We start from the raw sequence: 21,819 nt of genomic DNA on the forward strand, positions 1-21,819 counted from the left end.
AACCTACGCGGAGCAGTATCTGCGTGCGGCACAACAATATTCGCAGGTTGCGGTAGAGCAGGCGGCTGCGGAACTGGGCGTCTGATCGCGGAATCAGACCTGCGGCGTAGTGGGCTCCGCGTCGATCCGCGGGAACGGGTTCTCCGCTTCCAGCAGGTACCCGATCTCGAGCAATGTGCGCTCGTCGCCGTAGGCCGCGCTGCACATGACGCCGATCGGGACACCGCTGGACCCGATGCGCATCGGCATCGATAGGGCGGGCGCTCCGGTCACATTGGCGATCGGGGTGTAGCCCACATATGTCCGCAGCCGCTCGATCAGCTCTTCGGACGGCACCTTCGGATCGAGATATCCCAGCGGTGGCACTACATGGGTGACCACCGGCGAAAGGATGAGCTCGTACCGCGTGAATACCTCGGCATAGATCCGGTACGCCCGGCGCAGCCGGTAGAGCGCGGCCGGCGTGCGGAGGATGCGCTCGCGGTGATAGCGGCCCAGACCGCGCGTGAGATCGTCGAGCGCATGGCGATCGAATGACCTGCCGTGCAGGACCTTGCCACCGATGGCCGACATATCGGCAAGGAACGCCCAGTACAACAGGAAGTCGTCGGCGAGGTGCGGCGGGAAGGGGACGGCCATCGGCTCGACCTGATGTCCGAAGCGTTCGAGCAGCTTGGCCGCGAATTCGACCGCGCCGCGTGTTTCGGCATCGGGTTCGGCACCGGTTCCGGCGGTGGTCAGCAATCCGATACGCAGGCGGCGGTCGGCCGGGCCGTGCACTTCGCCGATCGGCACGAGATCGGGATTTCGCCAATAACGTTCGGCGGCAGCGGTATACGCGGCGGTATCGCGCACCGTCCTGGTCAACACGCCCTCGGAGATGAGCCTTATCGGCAGATGCTTGTCGAGAACATTGTCCAGGTGCCGATATCGGCTCGGCTTCAATGCGACCAGTCCCGCGCATGCGGCCGGGATCCGCAACGATCCCCCGCCGTCATTGCCATGGGCGACCGGCACGACACCGGCCGCGACCATGGCGGCCGAACCGCCGGAGGATCCCCCGACCGAATACTCCGGATTCCACGGATTCCTGGTCGGCTCGGCGGCTTGGAATTCGGTCGTCGGGTTCAGACCGAACTCCGGCATCCGCGATTTGCCGAGTACCGTCACCCCGATGCTGAGGAACTGCGCGGTGTAGGCGTCGTCGCGAGCGGCCGGACGGGCCACGAACGCGGCGCTGCCCTGGTTGGTCGGCATGCCCGCGACATCGGCATTGTCCTTGACGAACGTCGGAACGCCATACCAGGCACCGGCACGTCCCCACGCGTATCGCGGCCGCTCGACACTCGAGTACGCGATGGCATTGAGCTGCGGCTCTACCAGCGCCGCGCGGTCGATTGCCGCTCGGGCCAATTCCTTCGGACTCACCGCCCCCGACCGGACCATGGCCGCCAAGGCGACGGCATCATGGTCGGCCAGGATGTCATCGGAGAATGCGTGTATTCGATCGGCCATAGCAATGCCCACAGCTGCGAATCACGGGTCCGGGCGCGTCGAACCCTGCGTATTAGACGTTCGTCCAGCTAGGGAAATTGTACGCGCCCGGCCTCTGGCGAATCAGGAGTATCGACCTCCTCGTCTCGGATGCTATTTCCGTTGCGGCTCCATCGGCGGATTCCCGCTCCACCGCGCAGCTACGACACCCGAGGGTGCGTCAGAAGACTTGCAGCGGAGGGGATTTGGGGAATGTGACGGGGAGGGCGACCACGGCACGGTGGAATGGCCCCGGTCGCCATTCCAGTTCTTCGACGGGGATGGCCAGCGTCATTTCCGGTAAGGCGTCCAGCAGTTGATCGATCGCGTCCTGTGCGATCAGGGTCGCGATCGAGCGGGCGGGGCAGGCGTGCGGGCCGACACTCCAGGCCAGGTGGGAGCTGTTGTCGGTATACGCGCCGGTGGTGATCGCGGGATCGTTATTGCTGCCGGTCATGCTGATGACGACCGGCTGGTGCGCGGGCAGCCACGAGCCCTCGATCAGGATCGGCTGCTTCGGGAAGGTAATGCAGTAGTTCGATAGCGGCGGATCGGTGAACAGCACCTCATCCAACGCGTCGCGCGTGGACATGGTGCCGCCGAGTATGCCGCCGCCGAACCGGTCGTCGGTCAGCATCAGTCGCAGCGTATTGACGATCAAATTCTGAGTCGGTTCCATACCCGCGCCGAACAGGCTGAGCACCTGGTGGATCATCTCCGGATCATCGAGCTTCGCCGGATGGGCGAGCAATCCGGAGACGATATCGTCGCCCGGCTGGTCGCGCTTGAGCTGGATCAACTCGAACATCGCGTCCATGACCATCTTGTTGCCCTCGACGGCGGCGTCCCCGCCTTCCATCAATGCGGCCATACCGGCCGCAGCACGCTGGCTGATCTCCTGCGGGCAGCCGAGCATTGCGTTGATCACCGTGAATGCCAACGGCAATGCGTACTGCCCGACCAGATCCGCCGTGCCTTCCTGACAGAAGGTGTTGATCAGCGGAATGGCGATCTGCTCGACGGTGGTATGTAGAGCGAACAGGTCGATCACACCGAGACCCGCGACGGTCGCCTCCCGGTAGCGGGTGTGCTCGAGACCGGCGGAACGAATTGCCGCCGGACGCCATTCGAGCATCGGCCGCACCGGGCAGTCCTCGGGAACACCCTGCTGCCAGCTACGCGAATCGTGCGGAAAATGGTCGGGATCATTGAGGATCTGCAGCGCGGTGTAGTAGCCGATCACCAAAGTCGCGGGTACACCGGGAGCCAACTCCACCGGCACCAGCGAACCGTATCTCTTCCGCATCTCGCGGTACGCCTCGTGCGGGTTCGCGGCGAATTCCGCTGAGTAGAGCGAGATTCGGGGGCCGTCGGTATCGATCGGCGATCCGTGCGCGACCGGGAACGGGCAGGTAGTGGTGGTTGCCGACTCTGGCGTGGTCAAGAGACGTGACTCCAGTCGTTGAGCAGAAGCGATGAGCATGGTGCGCGACCGCAGGCGCATCCGTGCCGCCTGCGCAGAGCAGAGCCAGCCTACGTCGGCGGCCCGGTCCGCGCGTACCGAGCGCGCCCCCACCGTTGGCCATACGACATGTGACCGGCATTACAGTAGGTAGGGACGACACGAAGGACACCGATTGAGCACAGCAGCGCACGGCAACCCCTGGGTGGCCGTTCGACCGGAGGACGACCTCGCGCAATTGGCGCGACAGGTGTCCTGTGCGCATCGCTGCTTCATCGAAGGCGACGAGCAGCTGCCGATCGATCCGGTGCGGCCGGTAGTCCTGGATTCCTGGCGGCGCAGCCGAAGTAACGGCGTCGATCCGGACCGCTTCGGCGCCGGTGTCGACCTCGATGGTCTCGAGCTGCATCGGTATCGGGCCACGCATCCGACCGCGCTGATCCGACCGGTGGTGCGCAAACTGCTGGTCGAGGATGCCGCCGAGGCCGGACTGCTCGTCGCGATCAGCGATGCCGAGGGCCGATTGCTGTGGGTGGAGGGCGATTCGAAGGTCAAGGACCGGGCACTGGCCATGAATTTCGTCGAGGGTGCGGACTGGAGTGAGGACCGGGTCGGCACCAATGCACCCGGCACCGCACTCGCCCTCGATCACCATGTGCAGATCTTCGGGGCCGAACACTTCAGTCGCGTGGTGCACGAATGGAGTTGTTCGGCTGCGCCCGTACATGATCCGCGCAGCGGCCGGATCATCGGCGCCATCGATATCACCGGCGGACCCCGCGTCGCGGCGCCGGAGGTGTTGTCACTGATCCGCGCGACGGTATCGGCCGCGGAATCCGAACTGCGGCTGCTCATGTTGGACGCGCCGAAACCGCTCGCGTCGACGACGGCACGTCTCGAGACGCTCGGCCCGGCCCGGCCGACGCTGATCCGCGATGGTGAGCGCATCCGTCTGTCACAGCGCCATGCCGAAATCCTGTTGCTGCTGGCCAATTACCCGGAGGGGCTCAGCGCCGACCATCTCGCCATGCTGCTCGACGAATCCGAGCTGGATCCGGTCACGGTACGCGCGGAGATGTCGCGGGTGCGAAAAATGTTGGGCGCCAATGGTCGCGGCTCCCGCCCGTATCGGCTGCTGATGGATCTGGATACCGATGTCGACGAGGTTCGGCGTGCGCTCGCACGCGGCGATACGTCGGCGGCGTTGCGCGCCTATCCCGGCCCGATCCTGCCTCGCTCGCTCGCACCGGGCATCGCTGAATTGCGCGTCGAATTGCGCGGACGCCTGCGCGCGGCCCTGTTGACGGCCGGTGATCGCCGCCTGCTCGCCCGCTGGACCGGTTCGGCCGACGGTCGCGAGGACGTTGCGGCGTGGACCGCCTACCTCTCCTCGCTGGACCGCCAGTCCTCGCTGTATGCCCAGGTAAAGACACAATTACGACTACTCGACCGCAAATTGGGCATCTGACCAGTCTCTTGCAACTGTCGTGCAACATGGGCGCTTCTAGTGTTCCGGATCACACCTGACGCGAAAAGTCAGCAGATCGAGGAGCATTCGATGACCGTCTTCGCCCGCCCGGGCACACCGGGCGCCGCCATGTCGTTCCAGACCCGATACGACAACTGGATCGGGGGCGAATGGGTCGCGCCCGTCAAGGGCCAATACTTCGAAAACCCGACTCCCGTAACGGGTCAGCCGTTCTGCGAGGTCGCGCGCGGCACCGCCGAAGACATCGAACTCGCCCTCGATGCCGCGCACGCCGCCGCACCCGCCTGGGGCAAGACCTCGGTCGCCGAGCGCGCCCTCGTCCTCAACAAGATCGCCGACCGCATCGAGGAGAACCTCGACGCGCTCGCCCTCGCGGAGGCCTGGGACAACGGTAAGCCGATCCGGGAAACCCTGGCCGCCGATATTCCGCTGGCCATCGACCACTTCCGCTACTTCGCCGGAGCCATTCGCGCACAAGAGGGTTCGCTGTCGCAGATCGATGCCGACACCGTCGCCTACCACTTCCACGAGCCGCTCGGTGTGGTCGGCCAGATCATTCCGTGGAACTTCCCGATCCTGATGGCCACCTGGAAGCTCGCGCCCGCGCTCGCCGCCGGCAATGCGGTCGTGCTCAAGCCCGCCGAGCAGACCCCGGCCTCGATCATGTTCCTGATCGGTCTCATCGGTGATCTGCTGCCGCCCGGTGTGGTCAATATCGTCAACGGTTTCGGTGTCGAGGCGGGCAAGCCGCTGGCCTCCAGCCCGCGGATCAAGAAGATCGCCTTCACCGGTGAGACCACCACCGGCCGCCTGATCATGCAGTACGCGTCGCAGAACCTGATCCCGGTCACGCTCGAACTCGGTGGTAAGAGCCCGAATATCTTCTTCAGCGATGTCCTCGCCGCCAATGACGACTTCCAGGACAAAGCACTCGAGGGCTTCACCATGTTCGCGCTGAACCAGGGTGAGGTCTGCACCTGCCCGTCGCGCGCGCTCATCCAGGCCGATATCTACGACGAATTCCTGGCCGCGGCGGTGGTGCGCACCAAGGCGGTGCGGCAGGGCGATCCGCTCGATACCGAGACCATGATCGGCGCGCAGGCCAGCAACGATCAGCTCGAAAAGATCCTGTCCTACCTCGAAATCGGCAAGGGCGAGGGCGCGACGTTGCTGACCGGTGGCGAGCGCGCGGACCTCGGCGGCGACCTTTCCGGCGGATATTACGTGCAGCCAACGGTTTTCGCGGGCAGCAATTCGATGCGGATCTTCCAGGAGGAGATCTTCGGACCTGTTGTCTCGGTGACCTCGTTCGCGGACTACGACGAAGCCATCAAGATCGCCAACGACACCCTCTACGGACTCGGCGCGGGCGTATGGTCACGCGATGGTTCGGTGGCCTACCGGGCCGGACGCGATATCCAGGCCGGACGGGTGTGGACCAACACTTACCACCAGTACCCGGCACATGCGGCCTTCGGCGGCTACAAGCAGTCCGGTATCGGCCGCGAGAACCACCGCATGATGCTCGACCACTATCAGCAGACGAAGAACCTGCTGGTCGGCTACGCGTCGAAGGCGCAAGGCTTCTTCTGATGGCCGCAGTCCCCCGGCGCGTGCGCGCCACCGCGGCGGCGATGGATCTACTCCGTCGCCTCCGCGGGCTGCACGGCCCGCTGATGCTGCACCAGTCCGGTGGTTGCTGCGACGGATCGGCCCCGATGTGCTATCCCGCAGGCGAATTCGTGGTCGGTGATCACGATGTACTGCTCGGATTGCTCGATTTGCGAATGCGGGTCGATGAGTTGCCTGCTACCGCGCCGGAGCCGGAGGAGATTGCACCGGTGTGGATCTCGGGACCGCAGTTCGCTGCCTGGCAGCACACTCAGCTCGTTCTGGATGTCGTGCCGGGTCGCGGGTCGGGCTTCAGTCTGGAGTCGCCCGAAGGGTTTCGATTCCTCAGCCGCGGAAGGGTTTTCGATGGCGGTGAGCTGGCCGTTCTGGCTGCGACCGAACCGGTGACAGGCGCGGGCTGGGAGCGAGGGGAACGTCCAGTGGTCTCGAACGAACCACAGGTTGTCGCCGAGGCAGCCGATGCCTGCCCAGTTCCCGATAGCGGAAGGCGGCCGTCGCCATGACAGCTAACTTTTACTGGGGCCCCGCCGTTTCCGGCTCAGACTCCGGTTCGCGGCTCGATCGCCACCAGGTCGAGCACCAGGTCCTGGAGCACCCGGCGCGTGGTGTGCGCCTGCGCGATCAACGGTTCGGATGATTCCATCTCGGCTAGCTCTACCAGCTTGTTGACTACGTGGCAGACCGCAACGAGTCGTCGGATCGCTTGACGTCGCTCGGCGAGATTCATGGTGTCGGTGGCCATATTCACCAGATCGCCGCAACACCCCTGACCGTTTCGCCCGAGTTTGCTGGATCACCAAGTGGCCCTTCCGGCAATCGTGAGGCAACCACCGATCATCCGGCCGATCGGAGGGCGGTGCGGGCGGCCGTGCGGGCGCCGTCCGGGTCGGAGGTCGACAGGACGGCGGCCGCGGCGCGGCGGCAGTCTTCGAGGGTGACGACGTCGAGGGCGGCTCCGACGGCGGCTACCGCGACACCGGCGGCAGAGAGGGAACTGATGCCGAATCCGGTTAGAACGCAGGCCAACAGGGGGTCGGCGGCGGCTTCGCCGCAGACGCCGACGGGCTTGTGCGCGGTCACACCGGCGGCCGCGGTCCGGGCGACCAGTGCCAGGACGGCGGGTTGCCAGGGGTCGGTGAGTGCGGCGAGGTCGGCGGACATGCGGTCGGCGGCCATGGTGTATTGAGCGAGGTCGTTGGTGCCGATCGAGAGGAAGTCGACGTGTTCCAGAATGGCCTCGGCCAGGAGGGCGGCCGCGGGGACCTCGATCATGACACCGGGGACCAGTCCGCGCGCTCGCACCTTCGCGGCGAACGATTTCGCTTCGGCCGCAGTGGAAATCATCGGCGCCATGACCCACGGTGTGGGGGTGCGGTCGGTGGCGGCCTGGGCGATCGCGTCGAGTTGGCGGTCCAGGATTCCGCTGTCGCGGGCGGCGATGCGGATGCCGCGCACACCTAGCGCGGGGTTCGCTTCGTCGGCATGGTCGGCGAAACGCAGTGGCTTATCCGAACCGGCGTCGAGAGTGCGGATCACCACCTTCGACCCGGCATAGGCGTCGAAGACCTCGCGATAGATGCCTGCCTGTTCGGCGATGCTCGGCTCGGATTCGCGTTCCAGGAAACATAATTCGGTGCGGAACAGGCCGATGCCCTCGGCCGGTTGCGAGAGTGTCGCGCGGGCTCCGGCCGCGTCTTGGACGTTGGCGAGAATCTCGACCCGGTGCCCATCCGCGGTCGCGCCCGGACCGGTCCAGGCCGCCGTGCGCGATTCCTGCGTGCGGTATTCGGCCACGGCGCGGGCGGCGGCTTTCGGGTCCGGGCCGATGGCGACCTGTCCGGCCGCCCCATCAATCAGCACGTCGACTCCGGCGGGCACATCGTCGAGTCCGGCGATCGCGACCACGCACGGGATGCCGAGCTGGCGGGCGATGATCGCGGTGTGGCTGGTCGGACCGCCGCGCGAAGTGGCAAGGCCGACAATGAGATTCGGATCCAGTCCGGCGGTATCGGCCGGAGCCAGGTCGTCGGCGAGCAGGATTGATGGCCGGGCGGGCGTGGGAATCCCCGGTTCGGGCACACCGGCCAGCTCGGCGACCACCCGGTCGCAGACATCGCGAAGGTCGGTGACGCGTTCGGCCATCAGCCCACCGAGTTTGGTGAACACCTCGGCGAACTGATCGGTGGCGGCGGTGGCCGCGACGGCGGCGGGACTACCCGCGGCGATCAATTTCTCGGCGGCACTGAGCCAGCCGCGATCAGCGGCCATCGCCGCATTCGCGACGAGCACCTCCGCGGCCGCACCGCTCGCGTGGGTGGCGCGCTCGCGCAAGCGCCGTGCAACCACCGATGTCGCGGCAAGGAAGGCTTCGTGTTGTGATGCCCGATCGGACTCGGCGACCGGTTCGGCACGAAGGTCCACGCGAATCCGCGGCGCCGGACGCACGGTTGGCGCGGCGGCAATTCCGGGCACCGCCGGGGTCCCGCGCAATGTCATGGCGCTGCGTGCAATCCTCGCGATGCCTGTGGCCTGCGGTGATCCGGACATTCGATTCCTCCTCCACGCCGATGTCGAGTGAGTGCGACCGATTACTCAGCTCGGCTCGTTGTGATCCAGACTACTCAAATCTCTTGACAAAGCAACACAGACGGGCATAAAACAACATAAACACACATTGCCAATCGGAGGACCGGATGTACGCAGAGGAGCGCCAGCAGGCCATCGCCGCCCTGGTCGGGCAACGCGGGCGCGTATCGGTCGCCGATCTGTCCGAGCAGTACGGGGTCACCACCGAAACCGTGCGCCGAGATCTGGCGGTCCTCGATCGGATGGGGCTGATCCGCAGGGTGCACGGGGGTGCGGTGCCCGCGGCGGCGCTCACCGCGATCGAACTCGGCACCACCGAGCGCGAACACACCCACGCCGCCGAGAAGGACCGCATCGCCAAGGCGGCGTTGGATTACCTGCCACCGACCGGCGGCAGCGTGCTGTTCGATGCCGGGACCACCACCGCGCGGGTGGCCGCCGCCCTGCCCGCCGACCGGGAGCTCGTCGCCGTGACGAACTCGGTGCCCATCGCGGCCCGGCTCAGTGGATTCGCCGGAGTGCGGCTGCATCTGATCGGCGGCCGAGTGCGGGGTGTCACGCAGGCCGCGGTCGGCGCGGAGGCCTTGCGGGTGCTCGGCGAGCTGCGGGTCGATGTAGCGTTCATCGGCACCAATGCCCTGACCATCGGCCACGGACTGTCCACCCCCGATCCCGACGAGGCGGCGGTGAAGCGCGCCATGATCGCCAGCGCCCACCGAGTAGTAGTGGTCGCCGATGCGACGAAGGTCGGGCGCGAGGATCTGCTGAGCTTCGGGTCGGTCGAGGAATTCGATGTGCTGGTCACCGATACCGGGCTGCTGCCTTCGGTACACAACGAACTCACCGAGTACGGCATCGAAGTGGTCACGGCATGATCGTCACGCTCACCGCGAATCCCAGTATCGACCGCACCGTCAGCCTGCGGGAACCGTTGCGGCGCGGTGCCGTACTCCGGGCCGAGACCGTGCTGTCACAGCCCGGCGGCAAGGGGGTCAACGTTTCCAGGGTGATCGCCGCCGCAGGGTGCGAGACCATTGCGGTGCTGCCCGGCAATGCCGGGGACCCGTTGCTGCGCATGCTCACCGATGCCGATATCGAACACCGCGCGGTAACGTGCGCCACCCCGGCGCGCACCAATCTCACCGTCGCCGAACGCGACGGCACCACCACGAAGATCAATGAACCCGGACCATCGCTGTCCGCCGAATGCCTTGCCGCACTGGCGAATCAACTCGACGAACTCGCCGATACGGCGAGCTGGGTCGTGCTGTCCGGATCCCTCCCACCCGCCGTACCCACCGACTGGTACGCGTATCTGCTGCACCGGCTGCGCGGCGTCCGGATCGCGGTCGATACCTCCGACGCTCCCCTGCTCGCACTGGCAGCCGAACTGGAATCCGCTGCTCCGCAACTACTCAAGCCGAATGCCGACGAGCTGGCCCAGCTCACCCATGGCGATCCCGCCGAGTTGGAGGATCCGGTCGCCGCCGCGCGTGCGGCGAGCACACTGGTCGCCCGCGGCGTCGGCGCCGTCCTCGCGACGCTCGGCGCGTCCGGAGCCGTACTCGTCACCGACGACGGGGCGTGGCATGCCGCCGCACCCGCCATTACCCCGCGCAGCACCGTGGGAGCAGGCGACTCCGCGCTGGCCGGCTACCTGCTCGCCGATCTCGACGGGCTGGACGCACCGGATCGGCTGCGCCGCGCCGTCGCCTACGGCAGCGCCGCCGCCGCGCTGCCGGGGACCGGGCTGCCCGGACCACACCACACCGACCCCCGCGCCGTGGCCGTCACGACGTTGGAATCCCTGCACAGTCGCTGAAGGACACTGCGATGGCCCACTCCCCTGATTCGATCATCACCACCGAGCTGATCAGCCTCGATACCGACCTCGGCACCGCCAAGGAGACGGTGATCGCGACACTCGCACAGCGACTCACCGACCATGGGCGCGCCACATCCGCCGAGGCATTGCGTGACGCGGCGCTGGCACGCGAATCGCAATCCGCGACCGGGCTTCCCGGTGGGATCGCCATTCCACATTGCCGGAATGCGGCGGTGACCAGTGCGTCGCTCGGGTTCGCTCGGCTGAAGCCCGCGGTGGATTTCGGTGCTGCTGATGGGCCTGCGGATCTGGTGTTCCTCATTGCCGCGCCGGAGGGTGCCGGAGCGGAGCACATGAAGTTGTTGTCGAGCTTGGCTCGGGCGCTTGTTCGACCGGAGTTCGTGGGGTCGTTGCGCGAAGCTGCGAGTGCCGAGGCGGTGGTCGGGCTGGTTACGGATGTGCTTACGCCGCAGCCTGCGATGACGCCTAAAAAGGCTGCGCCCCAGGCTGTTTCGAGTGACGCAGAGACGTCTCGAGCTGCTTCGAACGGCACAGCCGCACCCGCATCCCAGGCGGCTTCGAACGTTACCGCTGCGTCCGGAGGCGTATCTGCGGCTTCGAACGGTGCGGCTGTGATCGCGTCCGGCGACGTACCCACGGCCCGAGCGGCTTCAGCTGTGTCCGGAGGCGTACCTTCGGCGCAGTCAGCTTCGAACGGTGCAGCCGAACCCGCTGCAACCGACAGTGGATCAGCGTCCCGGGCTTCGAACGCCACTTCCGCCCCAGCAGCCGCTTCGAACGGCGCAACCACTCCGGCCGGACTCAGCGCATCGCAGAGCACGACCGATGGCGTTTCGGCAGACGAAACCAGCGCGGTTGCCGGGCAGACGATTGTCGCTGTCACGGCTTGTCCGACGGGCATCGCCCACACCTACATGGCCGCCGACTCCCTCGTCGCCGCCGGTGACCGCGCGGGCATCACAGTCCACGTCGAAACCCAGGGTTCCAGCGGCAGCACACCACTGAGCGCCGAAACCATCGCCGCGGCAAGCGCGGTCATCTTCGCCACCGATGTCGGGGTGCGCGGCCGGGAACGGTTCGCGGGCAAGCCAGCTGTCGAGTCCGGGGTCAAGCGCGCGATCAACGAGCCCGACACCATGGTCGCCGAAGCATTGCGTGCCGCCCTCGACCCCAATGCTGCAATCGTTGCCGGATCCGCACGCCCCGAAGGGGATTCGGCACCGGCAGCACTCGGTTGGGGAACCAGGCTGCGCCAGATCCTGCTCACCGGCGTCAGCTATATGATCCCGTTCGTCGCCGCGGGCGGCCTGCTCATCGCGCTCGGATTCCTGTTCGGCGGCTACGAAATCGCCGACCACGCCAAGAAGATCGTGCTCGACAACTCGCTGACCGCACTGCCCGACGGCGGCCTACCGACCTATCTCGGCGCGGTGCTTTTCCAACTGGGATCGCTCGCATTCAGCTTCCTGGTACCGGCCCTCGCCGGATATATCGCCTTCGCCATCGCCGACCGACCAGGTCTCGCACCAGGATTCACCGCAGGCGCCGTGGCCGTATTCGTCGGCGCGGGATTCCTCGGCGGCCTCGTCGGTGGTCTGATCGCCGGATTCGCGGCCCTGTGGGTGGCGAAACTACCTGCCCCGCAATGGGCCCGCGGGCTCATGCCGGTCGTGGTCATCCCGCTGTTCGCGTCACTGATAGTCGGCGCGTTGATGTTCATCTTCCTCGGCAAGCCGCTCGCCGCGATCACCAGCGGGCTCACCAACTGGCTCAACAGCCTCACCGGCACCTCCGCCCTCGCCCTCGGCGCCATCCTCGGCCTGATGATGTGCTTCGACCTCGGCGGCCCGGTCAACAAGGCCGCGTATTCCTTTGCCGTAGCGGGACTTTCGGTCACCGACCCCGCCTCGCTGCGCATCATGGCCGCCGTCATGGCCGCGGGCATGGTCCCGCCGCTGGCCATGGCATTGACCACTGCCATGCGCCCCCGCCTTTTCACCACGGCCGAACGCGAAAACGGTAAGGCCGCATGGCTTCTCGGCGCCTCCTTCATCTCCGAAGGCGCGATCCCCTTCGCCGCCGCCGACCCGCTGCGTGTGATCCCGTCGATGATGGCCGGTGGCGCTGTCACCGGCGCGCTGATCATGGCCACCGGAACCACCCTGAGCGCACCGCACGGCGGCATCTTCGTCTTCTTCGCCGTCGGCCACATCGTCTGGTTCCTCGCCGCCCTCGTCGCGGGCACCGCCGTCGCCGCCCTCTGCGTCACCGCGGCCAAGGAATTCATCAAGCCACGCACCCCCGCCCTCGCCACTGCCTGAAACCCCCTCTCACCCAAGGAGAATCCCCAATGGCCAGCACTACTGTCACCGTCGCCTCCACCATCGGCCTGCACGCTCGCCCAGCCAACATCATCGCCGAAACCGTCACCGATACCGGCGCCGAAGTCACCCTGGCCCTGGTCGGCGGCGAGCCCGTAGACGCAGGCTCAGCCCTGATGATCATGACCCTCGGCGCCGCCTACGGCACCGACGTAGTCGTCACCAGCGACGACCCCAACGCCCTCGAACTCGTAGCCAAACTCGTAGCCACCGACCTCGACGCCTGAGCGGACCATGCGTGTTCATTCCCGATCCCTTTGTCGGCTGGGATGGGCGGCCCCGGCTGGTCGGCGTCCGTTCGTCGCCGGGTCCGGGCCACGCCATCGCGACCGCCGTGAGCGCGTCCAGAATCCGGCGGACCGCGGTTTCGGCGGCTGTTCCCAGGCCGTGGATCAGGAGTCGGGATTCCATTGGCAATGCGACGCGGTGGGGCCGGTCCAGCCATCGAGGAACTGAATGCGGTAGCTGGCTGCTTGGGCGTTCAGCGGTACATATTCAGTCGAGGACTGCGGTGGCTTCGATCTCGACCAGATGCTCGGGGACGTCCAGCGCCGCGACGCCGATCAGCGTGGCCGGCGGCACCGGAGTGACCCCCAGCTTCGCGGTCGCCCGGGAGATTCCCTCCAGGAGCGCGGGCATCTTGTCGGCAGTCCAGTCGACGACGTAGAAGCTCAGTTTCGCTACGTCGCCAAAGGAACCGCCGGCCTCGCCCAGCGCGGTGGCGATGTTGAGATAGCACTGCTCAACCTGCGCGGCGAGGTCACCCTCGCCGACCGTGACCCCTTCCGCGTCCCAGGCGACCTGCCCGGCGATGAAGACCAGCTTCGAACCCGAGGCGATCGCCACCTGCCGGTAGACATCGATTTTCGGCAGTCCATCGGGATCCTTCAGGGTGATGGCCATGCTGTCCGCCTCCTTGTCCGGGCTCCTGTAAGCCCGTGTTCGTCAAACGATCTTTGGTCCTGTTGTAGTTACTCAGACACTGCTAGGTACCGGTTCACGCTCCGAGATCGGCGGGGCGCGGAAATCGCTGGGGCGGATACCTCGATGGCGCTTGAACGCCGCACTGAAACCGAAGGCGTCCGCATAACCGACAGCCTTCGCCACCTGCGCCACGGTGAGACTCCGGTCGGCCAATAGTTCCTCCGCCTCATCCATCCGGCATTCGGTGAGATACGCCAGGGGCGACTGCGCCATGACCTCGGAGAACCGCCGGGCGAACAGCGCCCGCGATACCCCCGCCTCGGCGGCCAGCGACGCGACCGTCCAACCGGCGGCCGGCCTTCCGTGCATGGCCTCCAATGCCGGCCCGACCACTGGATCGGCCGGCCCGCGATACCAACCCGGCGCGTCAGCGTCCAGCTCGTCGAACCAGTTGCGCAGCGTGCACACCAACGCCCAGTCGAGCAGCCGGTCCATCATCGCCTGCGCTCCGGCCGGACGCCGGGCCGCATCCGCGGCGATCGACTCCATCCACGCGCACACCTCCACATCGTCGGTCACGACAAGGACGGGCGGTAAAGCACGCAGCAGCCGTTCGTGGCGCCGGCTGGGGGCCCGATAGGCGCCGACAATCAGAGCGGTCTCACCGGCGGGGTCGTTCCCCCAGCGACCGCCGTCCAGCGCGGGATCGCATTTCGCGTCCGGCGCGAAGCAGGCGACCTCGTATTCCTCGTGCGGCAAGCCGACAGTCTCCGAGCGGTCGAGGAGGACGAACGTTTCCGGGCCGCGCACGATGGCGGTGTCTCCCACCGTGATCCGATGCTCGAGACCGCCGGGCAGCAGCAGTGTTCCCCCACCGCGCAGCACGGTGACCATGGTCAGCGGTGCTTCGTCGGCGAACCGGATGCTCCACGGTGCTTCCAAGACCGCGTTGGTGAGCACAGCTCCCTCGGCCCGGATACCGCTCAGCAGTTTGCTCAATGGATCCACACCATCGACGGTAGACGAACTCCTATCGAATGTAGATCCTTACCCATAGATCGTCCATTGCCCGGGGTGTGGAATGAAATCCAGACCGCACAACCGATCGTCCGGAACTCCGGACCCACAGAGGAGGCCCCGTGCAGCACAACTCGACCGTGGACACCGCGACCACCCGCACCGCGCTGGTCGTCGTCGCTCATCCCCGGCCCGATTCGCTGACCGCCCATATCGCCGAACTGGCTACCCGGCCGTTCGCCGCGCTCGGCTACCGGATCGATCTGCTGGACCTGCACGCCGAGAACTTCGATCCCCGGATGACCGCGGCCGACCTCCCGGAATGGGGCAACCGGGAGAAGGCATACTCCCCCGAAGTCGAGAACCATATGCGGCGCATCCTCGCCGCCGACGTGATCGTCGCGGTGTTCCCGGTGTACTGGATGCAGGTCCCAGCGATTCTGAAGGGCTGGATCGATCGGGTGTGGAACTACGGATTCGCCTACGGCCGCAGCAAACCCCGGCTCGCGGGCAAGCGGATGCTGTGGCTGGGCCTGGCGGGCGTGGCAGACGACGACGCGGTCGTCGACCTCATGCACGATGCGCTGAGCGCGCAACTCAACGACGGTATCGCCTACTACTGCGGCCTCACACAGTCGTCGGTGGGGTTGTTGCCCGGCGCGGAAGAAAAGCGGCAGCGCCTGGATGCCGCGGGCAATCTCCTGCTCGATGAGGCCCTCACCGGCGCGGTCCGCGAAGCCCACTATGCGGGCTTGGAAGAGCGGGCGCTGGGCTTCGTCGACGATTTCCTTGCCGCCGACAGGGTTCCGGCCTGACCACCGAAGGCCTCGCGTCAGCGCGGAGTTGCCCGGCGGCGAGTAGTTGTTCGACCAGGGCGCTCGGGTCTTCCACCTCGTAATCCAGGGCTGCGGCCCAGAAGTCGGCGAGGGCGGGGGCGTTCCTGGTGTCGATGACCAGTTTCCAGTTCAAAGCCAGAAGCGGAACCTACCGCAACACCGGGCGCACATCCCGCGCATACAACTGGGACCGGCTGTCCACATCATGAATCCGCCCGCGAGATCATGCGAAGCACTGCGATCGGGCGGACGTTTCCGGGACGATGAACGTCATGGCAAGGACACTCGATCAACTCCGCGAGGATCTGCAAGAGTATGCGCGCCTGGCCGAGGCTCGCTACGACTCCACGATCGTGGATCCGGTACTGGAAACCCTCGCTGACCTGTGGACCAACTCCGTCGTCGGTGTGCGCACCACCACGCACCCGGTGGGTGAGCGCGAGGTCAACGCACGGGTGATGCATCCGGGCGAGCCGAGCGAGCTCATCGAGAAACTGCTCGGCGCGGGGCTTCTCACCTACACCGGCCATCCGATGGAGAAGTTGCTGGCCGAGATCTCGGCCGAGGTGCCGGTCAATTCGGGCGTCGATCTCGCACTGGCCGGTGGAGTGCAGAAGATCTGGCTGGTCTTTCCCGAATTGCTCAGCGTCGAACGGGTTCTCGGCTTCTCCGGAATTCCCGAGTCTGCACGCTCACACGCGGATCACCTATCCCGCTACGGCGGCCGAATCGGCATTCTCGCAGTCGATTTCGATGCCCGTACGATGAACCTCTACTCGAACGTCTTCGAACCGGGTCATCTCGCGCCCGCGGATATCACCGGGATCCTGTCCGAACTCGACTTCATCGCGCCCATCGACACCGAACTCTCCTTACTGGCCCGCACCTTCAACCTCTACCGCACCTTCTCTTGGACCTCATCGCAGATGGAGCGAATCTGCTTCCCGGTGCGCTGCGAACCGTCCAGCTTCCCAACCCATTTGGACCCGGTCCTGTCCCGTTTCGTCGCCGAAGCACCATTCGCCGACCCCGAAACCCGCGGCTTCGTCTTCTACGCCGCCTACGGCCCGAGCAACCGCTACTACAAAGTCCAGGCCGAATACGCGGGCGTCCGCGTCGCCACCTTCCCAGGCGGAACCGCACCCCGCCCGACGTAAGCCGAACGTCAGCTCGCGATCTCGGTGATCTCGCGGTGCGGGTGCAGGCTGCGGAACTTGCTGCCGTGGAATATCAGTGGTTCGGCGTCGGCGCGGGCGGCGAGCCGGTTGATCCGCAGGATGACCACCGTATGGTCGCCCGCGGGGATGCGGGCTTCGACCGCGCCCTCGATCCACGCCGTCGCACCGTCGATGAAGATCGCATCGGCCGCGCCGCGGTGCACATCCACATTGTGGAAGCGGTTGCCGTTGCGGTTGCTCAGTGCCCGAGCCGCGTACTCCTGATCGGTGCCGAGCAGGCTCAGGCCGAGGTGCGTGGCGGTATCCAGCTTCGGCCAGGTCGCTGAGCTGTTCTGCACGCAGAACGACACCAGCGGCGGATCCAGCGAGACCGGAACGAAGGTGCTCACCGCCAAACCGTGTGGCGTACCTTCGATTTCGGCGCATACCGCTACGACACCGCTGGGAAAGCTGGCGAAGACACGACGTAGGCCGGAGCCGTCGGACGGAAATTCGAAGAGCTCATGCATGATCGGCCGCTTTCGAGGCGAGAGCCGCGGCGACCGGGCGCCAGCGTTCGGTGTAGCGCTCGATGGCGCCGTCTTCGGAAAATGTGCTGTCCGACAGGTACAGGCCGGGCAGCGCCGCCGTCGCGCCGAGTTCGACCAGCACCGGCTTGAGCAGCAGATCCGGAGCGAGTGCGTGCGCCGGGCCCGCGCCGAGCATGAGCGGGACCGTCACCACATCGGCCAGTCCGGTGCCGCCGTCGAACTGTTCGAGGAACAGCTTCAACAGACCGGTGTAGGTGGCCTTGAAGGTGGGACTGGCGAAGACCACCAGCTCCGAATTCGCCACTGTGCGAACGGCGGCCGCGACCTCGGGATCACCCCAGGACAGCAGGCTCGCGCCGAAGGAGACCAGATCGATCACCTCCGCTTCCACGTCCGGACGTAACCCCGCGGCGACCAACCTCGCCGCGGTCAGGGTACGAGAGGCGGGCTTCGGATTCCCGACGACAACCGTAACTGTCACTTCCATCCTCTTCTCGCTCGATCAGATCACGCCGTGCAACGGTGGCGCGGTCTCGTGCAGCAATGCCCGGCCGATGTGCTGATATTTCCACCGGACCGGGTCGTGCAATGTGTGGGTTCGGGCATTGCGCCAGAAATGGTGCAGGTTCAGATCAGCTGCGGCACTGCGTGTTCCGCCGACCTCGAACAATGCGGCCGAGACCTCGTTGGCCGCGCGATCGGCGAGCACCTTGACGGTTGCCACGGCAAGCGATGCGGGAGCGGCGGATTCGACGTCACGCACTGCGGCGTCGACGGCCACACCGGCGGCGGTGAGCGTGGCCTCGGCGGAAGTCACCGCTACCGACAGCTCACCGAAACGCTGGATCAGCAGCGGGTCATCGATAGCCCTTTCGACACCGGCTTCGAACCACGGCCGACTCGAGGTGCGCACGAATTCCGTTGCCGCACTGAGGGCACCACGGGCGATGCCGGTGTCGATCGCGGCATGCAGCAGTTGGGCGTAGGCGCCGTATCCGGTTGGCGCGTGCACCGCCGCCGAGCGGGCGATCAACTGATCTCGTTCGACGAGCACCTCGGCGAATTCGATGGTCCCGCTGCCGGTGGTGCGCTGGCCGATACCCTCCCAGTCGTCGATGATCCGCACGCCCGGAGTAGCAGCCGGTAGGTACGCGATGTACTCCCCCGCAGGCAGTCCACTGCGTCCCTCCGGATCGTCGAGCCGGGTGAGCACCGCAAGCAGATCCGCGAAAAGCGAACCCGTACAGTAGAACTTGACGCCATCGATGCGGAAGCGATCGCCCACCGGCCGCACTGTCGTCGCGATATCGGCGACAGTAGCGGTGCCGCGTTCGGACTGCGCATTGGCAATCCGAGCACCCGCCAGTACCTGCCCGAAGTAACGCTCCTGCTGATCAGCGGCACCCGCCAGCCGCAGGAGGTTCAGGTACACGAAGTGGCTGTGTGGAATCTGCGCGATATTCGGATCGGCGGCCGCCAGAATCCGCACGACCTCCGCCACCGTACTCGGCGGCAGATCCGCGCCCCCGAATTCCGCGGGCACGGTGATCGCGAGCAACCCACTCGCCGCGAGTCGATCCACCTCGGCGAAGGGCAACTCGCGGCCGAGATCACGCGCCGCCGCTCCGACAGCGAACTCCGAAGCAAGTTGTGCCGCAACCGAATACGCGTGGGCAGCGGATTCGATCCGGTCGGCGGCGACGGCGGTCATCAGTGCCCCACCGTGGCGGGTGTGCGTGCGGCCTCCAGTTCGCGGACCAGTGGCAGCACCTTCGCGCCGAAGTACTCGACCTCCTCCTGGAAATGCAGGAAACCGGCCAGAATCAGGTCGACACCGAGTTCCTTGTAGGCGACGATGCGCTCGGCGACCTGTTCGGGAGTGCCGATCAGCTTGGTGCGGAATCCGTCGTTGTACTGCACGAGATCTTCGAACGTCGAGTCCGCCCACATCCCCTTGCGGTCCTTCGTGGACGCACCGGCCTGTTGCACCGCGTCCCGGAAGCCTTCCACCGCGGGCTTATTCGCCTTCTCGATGACTTCGCGCAGGGTATCGCGTGCTTCCTTCTCGGTGTCGCGGGCAATGATGAAGCCGTTCAGACCGAATTTCACCTCGCGTTGGTTCGCTTGGGCGATGGTGCGCAGTTCATCCAATTGTTCGGTGACACCGTCGAAATCCTTGCCGTTGGAGAAGTACCAGTCGGCGTAGCGACCACCATTGCGGCGCGCCGCCGTCGAGTTCCCGCCCTGGAACAGTTCGGGATTCGGACGCTCGGGGGTGTTCAGCGGCTTGGGCTTCAGCGTGAAATCGCGGATGCGGTAGAAATCGCCGCCGTAGTTGACATCATCCTCTGTCCAGATCTTGCGGATCACCTCGAGGAATTCGGCGCTGCGCCGGTACCGCTCGTCGTGCTCGAGCCACGGCTCGCCGAGTGCGGTGAATTCCCCTGCGAACCAACCGGATACGACGTTGATGGCGAAGCGGCCATTGGAGAGGTGATCGGCGGTGGCGCCGAATTTGGCCAGCACGGCCGGATGCCAGAGTCCGGGATGGATCGCGGCGATGACCTTCAGCCGCTCGGTGGCACCGAGCAGCGCGAGGCTGAACGAAGTCGATTCGTGCTGGTATTCCGCACCGTAGGAAGCGGTGTAGCGGACCTGGGACAGCGCATAATCGAAACCGTTGTGCTCCGCGGTTTGCGCCAACTTCTTGTTGTATTCGAAGTCCCAGCTGGTGCGCTGTTCGATATCGCTGGTGACCAGCCCCCCGCTGACATTCGGCACCCAGTAGGCGAACCGGATCTGATCGGCGATGTGCTCTGTGGTCATACTTACTCCATTGGTGTCGGGGAACCGTCTATCGCCAGGAAGGGGCGCACCATGCGCCCCTTCCACTCCAGCACCGCAAGCCCAACGGCAGGAGGGTTTGAATCTGTGCGATCGGATGGGTGTAGCGATCAGGCGTTGGCGAGGCTGTATCCGGATCGACTGAACTGACCGGCCGGCGTGAACCTTCCGAGCAGTGCCGCCGCATCCTCGCCGGTGACCCGGGTGATGAATTCGGCGGCCGCATCGAGCGAATCGACACCGAGGAACGGCTGCGGGCGGTGCAGCAGCCCGACGAGCGCACTCGCGAAGCGCGGTTCGACCGCGGCGGCGGCGAAGAGCTGATTGCCGATATCCGCCAATTCCGGATCGCCGAGGAATAATCGGGTGACCTTGTTCGCCGCATCACCGCGCGCGGCCAGGAATGCCGCGTACTGCGCGTTGATCCAGTCCTCGTCGAACGGACCCTCGTGCACGGCGGCCGCCGCGATCAGCCGTTGCGCCTGGATCAGCCCGCTCTGCGCACCCTGCCCCGCGATCGGGTCATAGGCCGCCGAGGTATCGCCGAGCGAGGCCACCACATGGCCACCGGCGGTGCGCCCGACACCGGACCGGACCAACGGCCGGACCGCACCCTTGAGCCAGGAATGCGGATCCTCGGCGATCACCCGGGTTTCGAGTACCTCGGGCAGATCCCAATCGATGAAATCGCGGTACAGATCCTGCACGATCCGATGCGCCGATTCGGCCGAATCGGCTGCGGCGAACCGACTTTCCCATTCGCTGCCCGGCCGCGCCCAGCCGAGGAACGCCCAGCTCGGGCCCACGTCCTTGTGTAGATACGGCCCCCACCAGCCCTCACCTTGCTCGGCGAAGATGGAGAAGCCGCTGTGCGCGCCACCGGCCCGGCTGCGGTGCGCGAAGACGCTTTCGTCGTGGCCGATTCCGGTCACGGTGACGGTGAGCAGCGACCGTTGCGGAGCGTCATAGGGAGTGCGCGCCTGGTCGATCGCGAACAGTTCGGACAGGCCGCCGCGTCCGGTCGCGACCAGCGTGAGATCGGCGGCCGCGGCAATGGCGTCGAGTGTGTCGGGGGTTACCTGCTCGACGACGAAACGTCCACCGCGTTCCAGGAATGCGGTCAGCCGTTCGTCGGCCTTCAAACGGGTATCTACCGCAACCCCGACATATCCGTCGAAATGACCGTCGAATTGGATCAATTCCTCGCGCTCGGGTCCGGCGATGCGGACACTGAGCCCGGTATGCCGGGGCGCGCGGCCGGTGTAGGTATCCAGGCCGAGTGCGGATTCGGCTTGTTGGGTCTCCCCGAATTCGAGCGCGGTACCGGTGGCCGGTACGTCGTCGCGCAAGGATCGCTGATCGCGGTCGCTGTAGAGTGTGACGTCGAATCCGGCGTCGAGTAATCCTAGTGCCGCAGTGGCGCCGGTTTGACCGGCGCCGATTACCGCGGCCGAACGTGTGGAGCGGGAATTCTGCGATGTCATGCCAATCATGGTCCGTCCAGGGCCGCGTAGATTGCAGTGTTGCGATCATCGAGAATCAATGGGGTGACCTGGAATTC

Annotated in this window: 21 protein-coding genes; 9 read left to right on the plus strand and 12 right to left on the minus strand. The window is 66.1% G+C overall.

What is annotated here, in order from left to right:
• Positions 1-93: 93 nt before the first annotated feature.
• Complete coding sequence (locus tag ACZ60G_RS26185; RefSeq protein WP_465813159.1) at positions 94-1,515, minus strand: amidase; 1,422 nt, start codon at positions 1,513-1,515, stop codon at positions 94-96.
• A 199-nt stretch (positions 1,516-1,714) separates the two neighbouring features.
• The gene (locus ACZ60G_RS26190; protein ID WP_465813161.1) at positions 1,715-2,977 is read right to left on the minus strand and encodes a cytochrome P450; all 1,263 of its coding nucleotides are present in this window, start codon (positions 2,975-2,977) and stop codon (positions 1,715-1,717) included.
• 193 nt (positions 2,978-3,170) lie between these two features.
• Here ACZ60G_RS26190 and ACZ60G_RS26195 point away from each other — a divergent pair, with 193 nt between their 5' ends.
• The 3 genes from ACZ60G_RS26195 (at position 3,171) to ACZ60G_RS26205 (ending at position 6,619) form a co-directional block, all read left to right on the plus strand.
• Entirely contained in the window at positions 3,171-4,463 is a 1,293-nt protein-coding gene (locus ACZ60G_RS26195) for a transcriptional regulator (protein ID WP_465813163.1), read from the plus strand.
• Positions 4,464-4,553: 90 nt separating this feature from the next.
• Positions 4,554-6,077, plus strand: a complete 1,524-nt coding sequence (gene adh / locus ACZ60G_RS26200) for an aldehyde dehydrogenase (protein WP_465813165.1) — start codon at positions 4,554-4,556, stop codon at positions 6,075-6,077.
• Entirely contained in the window at positions 6,077-6,619 is a 543-nt protein-coding gene (locus tag ACZ60G_RS26205) for a DUF779 domain-containing protein (RefSeq protein WP_465813167.1), read from the plus strand. The genes adh and ACZ60G_RS26205 overlap by 1 nt, the downstream gene beginning before the upstream one ends.
• A 35-nt stretch (positions 6,620-6,654) precedes the next feature.
• Here the strand turns inward: ACZ60G_RS26205 and ACZ60G_RS26210 are convergent, their stop codons facing one another.
• Both ACZ60G_RS26210 and ACZ60G_RS26215 read right to left on the minus strand, forming a co-directional pair.
• Complete coding sequence (locus ACZ60G_RS26210) at positions 6,655-6,864, minus strand: hypothetical protein (RefSeq protein ID WP_063038126.1); 210 nt, start codon at positions 6,862-6,864, stop codon at positions 6,655-6,657.
• Between the two features lie 86 nt (positions 6,865-6,950).
• The gene (locus ACZ60G_RS26215) at positions 6,951-8,663 is read right to left on the minus strand and encodes a putative PEP-binding protein (protein ID WP_465813169.1); all 1,713 of its coding nucleotides are present in this window, start codon (positions 8,661-8,663) and stop codon (positions 6,951-6,953) included.
• Between the two features lie 146 nt (positions 8,664-8,809).
• On the opposite strand from ACZ60G_RS26215, the gene ACZ60G_RS26220 reads away from it, so the two are divergent.
• The 4 genes from ACZ60G_RS26220 to ACZ60G_RS26235 are packed head-to-tail and all read left to right on the plus strand — an operon-like array spanning position 8,810 to position 13,156.
• Positions 8,810-9,577 (plus strand): DeoR/GlpR family DNA-binding transcription regulator, encoded by a 768-nt coding sequence (locus ACZ60G_RS26220; protein WP_063038130.1) that lies wholly within the window; start codon positions 8,810-8,812, stop codon positions 9,575-9,577.
• Positions 9,574-10,524: a 1-phosphofructokinase gene (gene pfkB, locus ACZ60G_RS26225; protein ID WP_465813171.1), complete on the plus strand. Its 951-nt coding sequence runs from the start codon at positions 9,574-9,576 to the stop codon at positions 10,522-10,524. Before ACZ60G_RS26220 ends, pfkB begins: the two co-directional genes overlap by 4 nt.
• An 11-nt stretch (positions 10,525-10,535) precedes the next feature.
• Entirely contained in the window at positions 10,536-12,869 is a 2,334-nt protein-coding gene (locus ACZ60G_RS26230) for a PTS fructose transporter subunit IIABC (RefSeq protein WP_465813173.1), read from the plus strand.
• A 29-nt stretch (positions 12,870-12,898) separates the two neighbouring features.
• Positions 12,899-13,156, plus strand: coding sequence for an HPr family phosphocarrier protein (locus ACZ60G_RS26235; RefSeq protein ID WP_465813175.1), 258 nt, complete (start codon positions 12,899-12,901; stop codon positions 13,154-13,156).
• 268 nt (positions 13,157-13,424) lie between these two features.
• Here the strand turns inward: ACZ60G_RS26235 and ACZ60G_RS26240 are convergent, their stop codons facing one another.
• Complete coding sequence (locus ACZ60G_RS26240; RefSeq protein ID WP_465813177.1) at positions 13,425-13,832, minus strand: RidA family protein; 408 nt, start codon at positions 13,830-13,832, stop codon at positions 13,425-13,427.
• Positions 13,833-13,904: 72 nt separating this feature from the next.
• Positions 13,905-14,861, minus strand: coding sequence for an AraC family transcriptional regulator (locus ACZ60G_RS26245; RefSeq protein ID WP_465813179.1), 957 nt, complete (start codon positions 14,859-14,861; stop codon positions 13,905-13,907).
• Positions 14,862-14,992: 131 nt separating this feature from the next.
• Here ACZ60G_RS26245 and ACZ60G_RS26250 point away from each other — a divergent pair, with 131 nt between their 5' ends.
• Entirely contained in the window at positions 14,993-15,685 is a 693-nt protein-coding gene (locus tag ACZ60G_RS26250; protein WP_465813181.1) for an NAD(P)H oxidoreductase, read from the plus strand.
• Here the strand turns inward: ACZ60G_RS26250 and ACZ60G_RS26255 are convergent.
• Positions 15,588-15,839 (minus strand): VOC family protein, encoded by a 252-nt coding sequence (locus tag ACZ60G_RS26255; RefSeq protein WP_465813183.1) that lies wholly within the window; start codon positions 15,837-15,839, stop codon positions 15,588-15,590. The two genes, ACZ60G_RS26250 and ACZ60G_RS26255, sit on opposite strands and share 98 nt — an antisense overlap.
• 139 nt (positions 15,840-15,978) lie before the next feature.
• On the opposite strand from ACZ60G_RS26255, the gene ACZ60G_RS26260 reads away from it, so the two are divergent.
• Entirely contained in the window at positions 15,979-16,863 is an 885-nt protein-coding gene (locus ACZ60G_RS26260) for an aromatic prenyltransferase (RefSeq protein WP_465813184.1), read from the plus strand.
• 8 nt (positions 16,864-16,871) lie between these two features.
• Here ACZ60G_RS26260 and ACZ60G_RS26265 read toward each other — a convergent pair whose 3' ends face one another.
• The 5 genes from ACZ60G_RS26265 to ACZ60G_RS26285 all read right to left on the minus strand — a co-directional run bounded on the left by ACZ60G_RS26265 (position 16,872) and on the right by ACZ60G_RS26285 (position 21,742).
• Positions 16,872-17,393 carry a flavin reductase family protein gene (locus ACZ60G_RS26265; protein WP_465813186.1) on the minus strand — a complete coding sequence of 174 codons (522 nt, stop codon included), beginning with the start codon at positions 17,391-17,393 and terminating at the stop codon, positions 16,872-16,874.
• Entirely contained in the window at positions 17,386-17,895 is a 510-nt protein-coding gene (locus tag ACZ60G_RS26270) for an NADPH-dependent FMN reductase (RefSeq protein WP_465813188.1), read from the minus strand. Before ACZ60G_RS26270 ends, ACZ60G_RS26265 begins: the two co-directional genes overlap by 8 nt.
• 21 nt (positions 17,896-17,916) lie before the next feature.
• Entirely contained in the window at positions 17,917-19,125 is a 1,209-nt protein-coding gene (locus tag ACZ60G_RS26275; RefSeq protein WP_465813190.1) for an SfnB family sulfur acquisition oxidoreductase, read from the minus strand.
• The gene (gene sfnG / locus ACZ60G_RS26280) at positions 19,125-20,240 is read right to left on the minus strand and encodes a dimethylsulfone monooxygenase SfnG (protein WP_465813192.1); all 1,116 of its coding nucleotides are present in this window, start codon (positions 20,238-20,240) and stop codon (positions 19,125-19,127) included. The genes ACZ60G_RS26275 and sfnG overlap by 1 nt, the downstream gene beginning before the upstream one ends.
• Before the next feature lie 128 nt (positions 20,241-20,368).
• Complete coding sequence (locus tag ACZ60G_RS26285; RefSeq protein ID WP_465813193.1) at positions 20,369-21,742, minus strand: styrene monooxygenase/indole monooxygenase family protein; 1,374 nt, start codon at positions 21,740-21,742, stop codon at positions 20,369-20,371.
• Positions 21,743-21,819: the final 77 nt, after the last annotated feature.

It is taken from the genome of Nocardia sp. NPDC102475 (assembly GCF_055584605.1).

Excerpts from the sequence above, each read along its gene's own strand:
- ACZ60G_RS26215 (WP_465813169.1), bottom strand. The coding sequence starts at position 8,663 with ATGTCCGGATCACCGCAGGCCACAGGCATCGCGAGGATTGCACGCAGC.
- ACZ60G_RS26230 (WP_465813173.1), top strand. The coding sequence starts at position 10,536 with ATGGCCCACTCCCCTGATTCGATCATCACCACCGAGCTGATCAGCCTC.
- ACZ60G_RS26185 (WP_465813159.1), bottom strand. The coding sequence starts at position 1,515 with ATGGCCGATCGAATACACGCATTCTCCGATGACATCCTGGCCGACCAT.
- ACZ60G_RS26265 (WP_465813186.1), bottom strand. The coding sequence starts at position 17,393 with ATGCATGAGCTCTTCGAATTTCCGTCCGACGGCTCCGGCCTACGTCGT.
- ACZ60G_RS26285 (WP_465813193.1), bottom strand. The coding sequence starts at position 21,742 with ATGACATCGCAGAATTCCCGCTCCACACGTTCGGCCGCGGTAATCGGC.
- ACZ60G_RS26235 (WP_465813175.1), top strand. The coding sequence starts at position 12,899 with ATGGCCAGCACTACTGTCACCGTCGCCTCCACCATCGGCCTGCACGCT.
- ACZ60G_RS26275 (WP_465813190.1), bottom strand. The coding sequence starts at position 19,125 with ATGACCGCCGTCGCCGCCGACCGGATCGAATCCGCTGCCCACGCGTAT.
- ACZ60G_RS26260 (WP_465813184.1), top strand. The coding sequence starts at position 15,979 with ATGGCAAGGACACTCGATCAACTCCGCGAGGATCTGCAAGAGTATGCG.
- ACZ60G_RS26220 (WP_063038130.1), top strand. The coding sequence starts at position 8,810 with ATGTACGCAGAGGAGCGCCAGCAGGCCATCGCCGCCCTGGTCGGGCAA.
- ACZ60G_RS26205 (WP_465813167.1), top strand. The coding sequence starts at position 6,077 with ATGGCCGCAGTCCCCCGGCGCGTGCGCGCCACCGCGGCGGCGATGGAT.
- sfnG (WP_465813192.1), bottom strand. The coding sequence starts at position 20,240 with ATGACCACAGAGCACATCGCCGATCAGATCCGGTTCGCCTACTGGGTG.
- ACZ60G_RS26240 (WP_465813177.1), bottom strand. The coding sequence starts at position 13,832 with ATGGCCATCACCCTGAAGGATCCCGATGGACTGCCGAAAATCGATGTC.
- adh (WP_465813165.1), top strand. The coding sequence starts at position 4,554 with ATGACCGTCTTCGCCCGCCCGGGCACACCGGGCGCCGCCATGTCGTTC.
- pfkB (WP_465813171.1), top strand. The coding sequence starts at position 9,574 with ATGATCGTCACGCTCACCGCGAATCCCAGTATCGACCGCACCGTCAGC.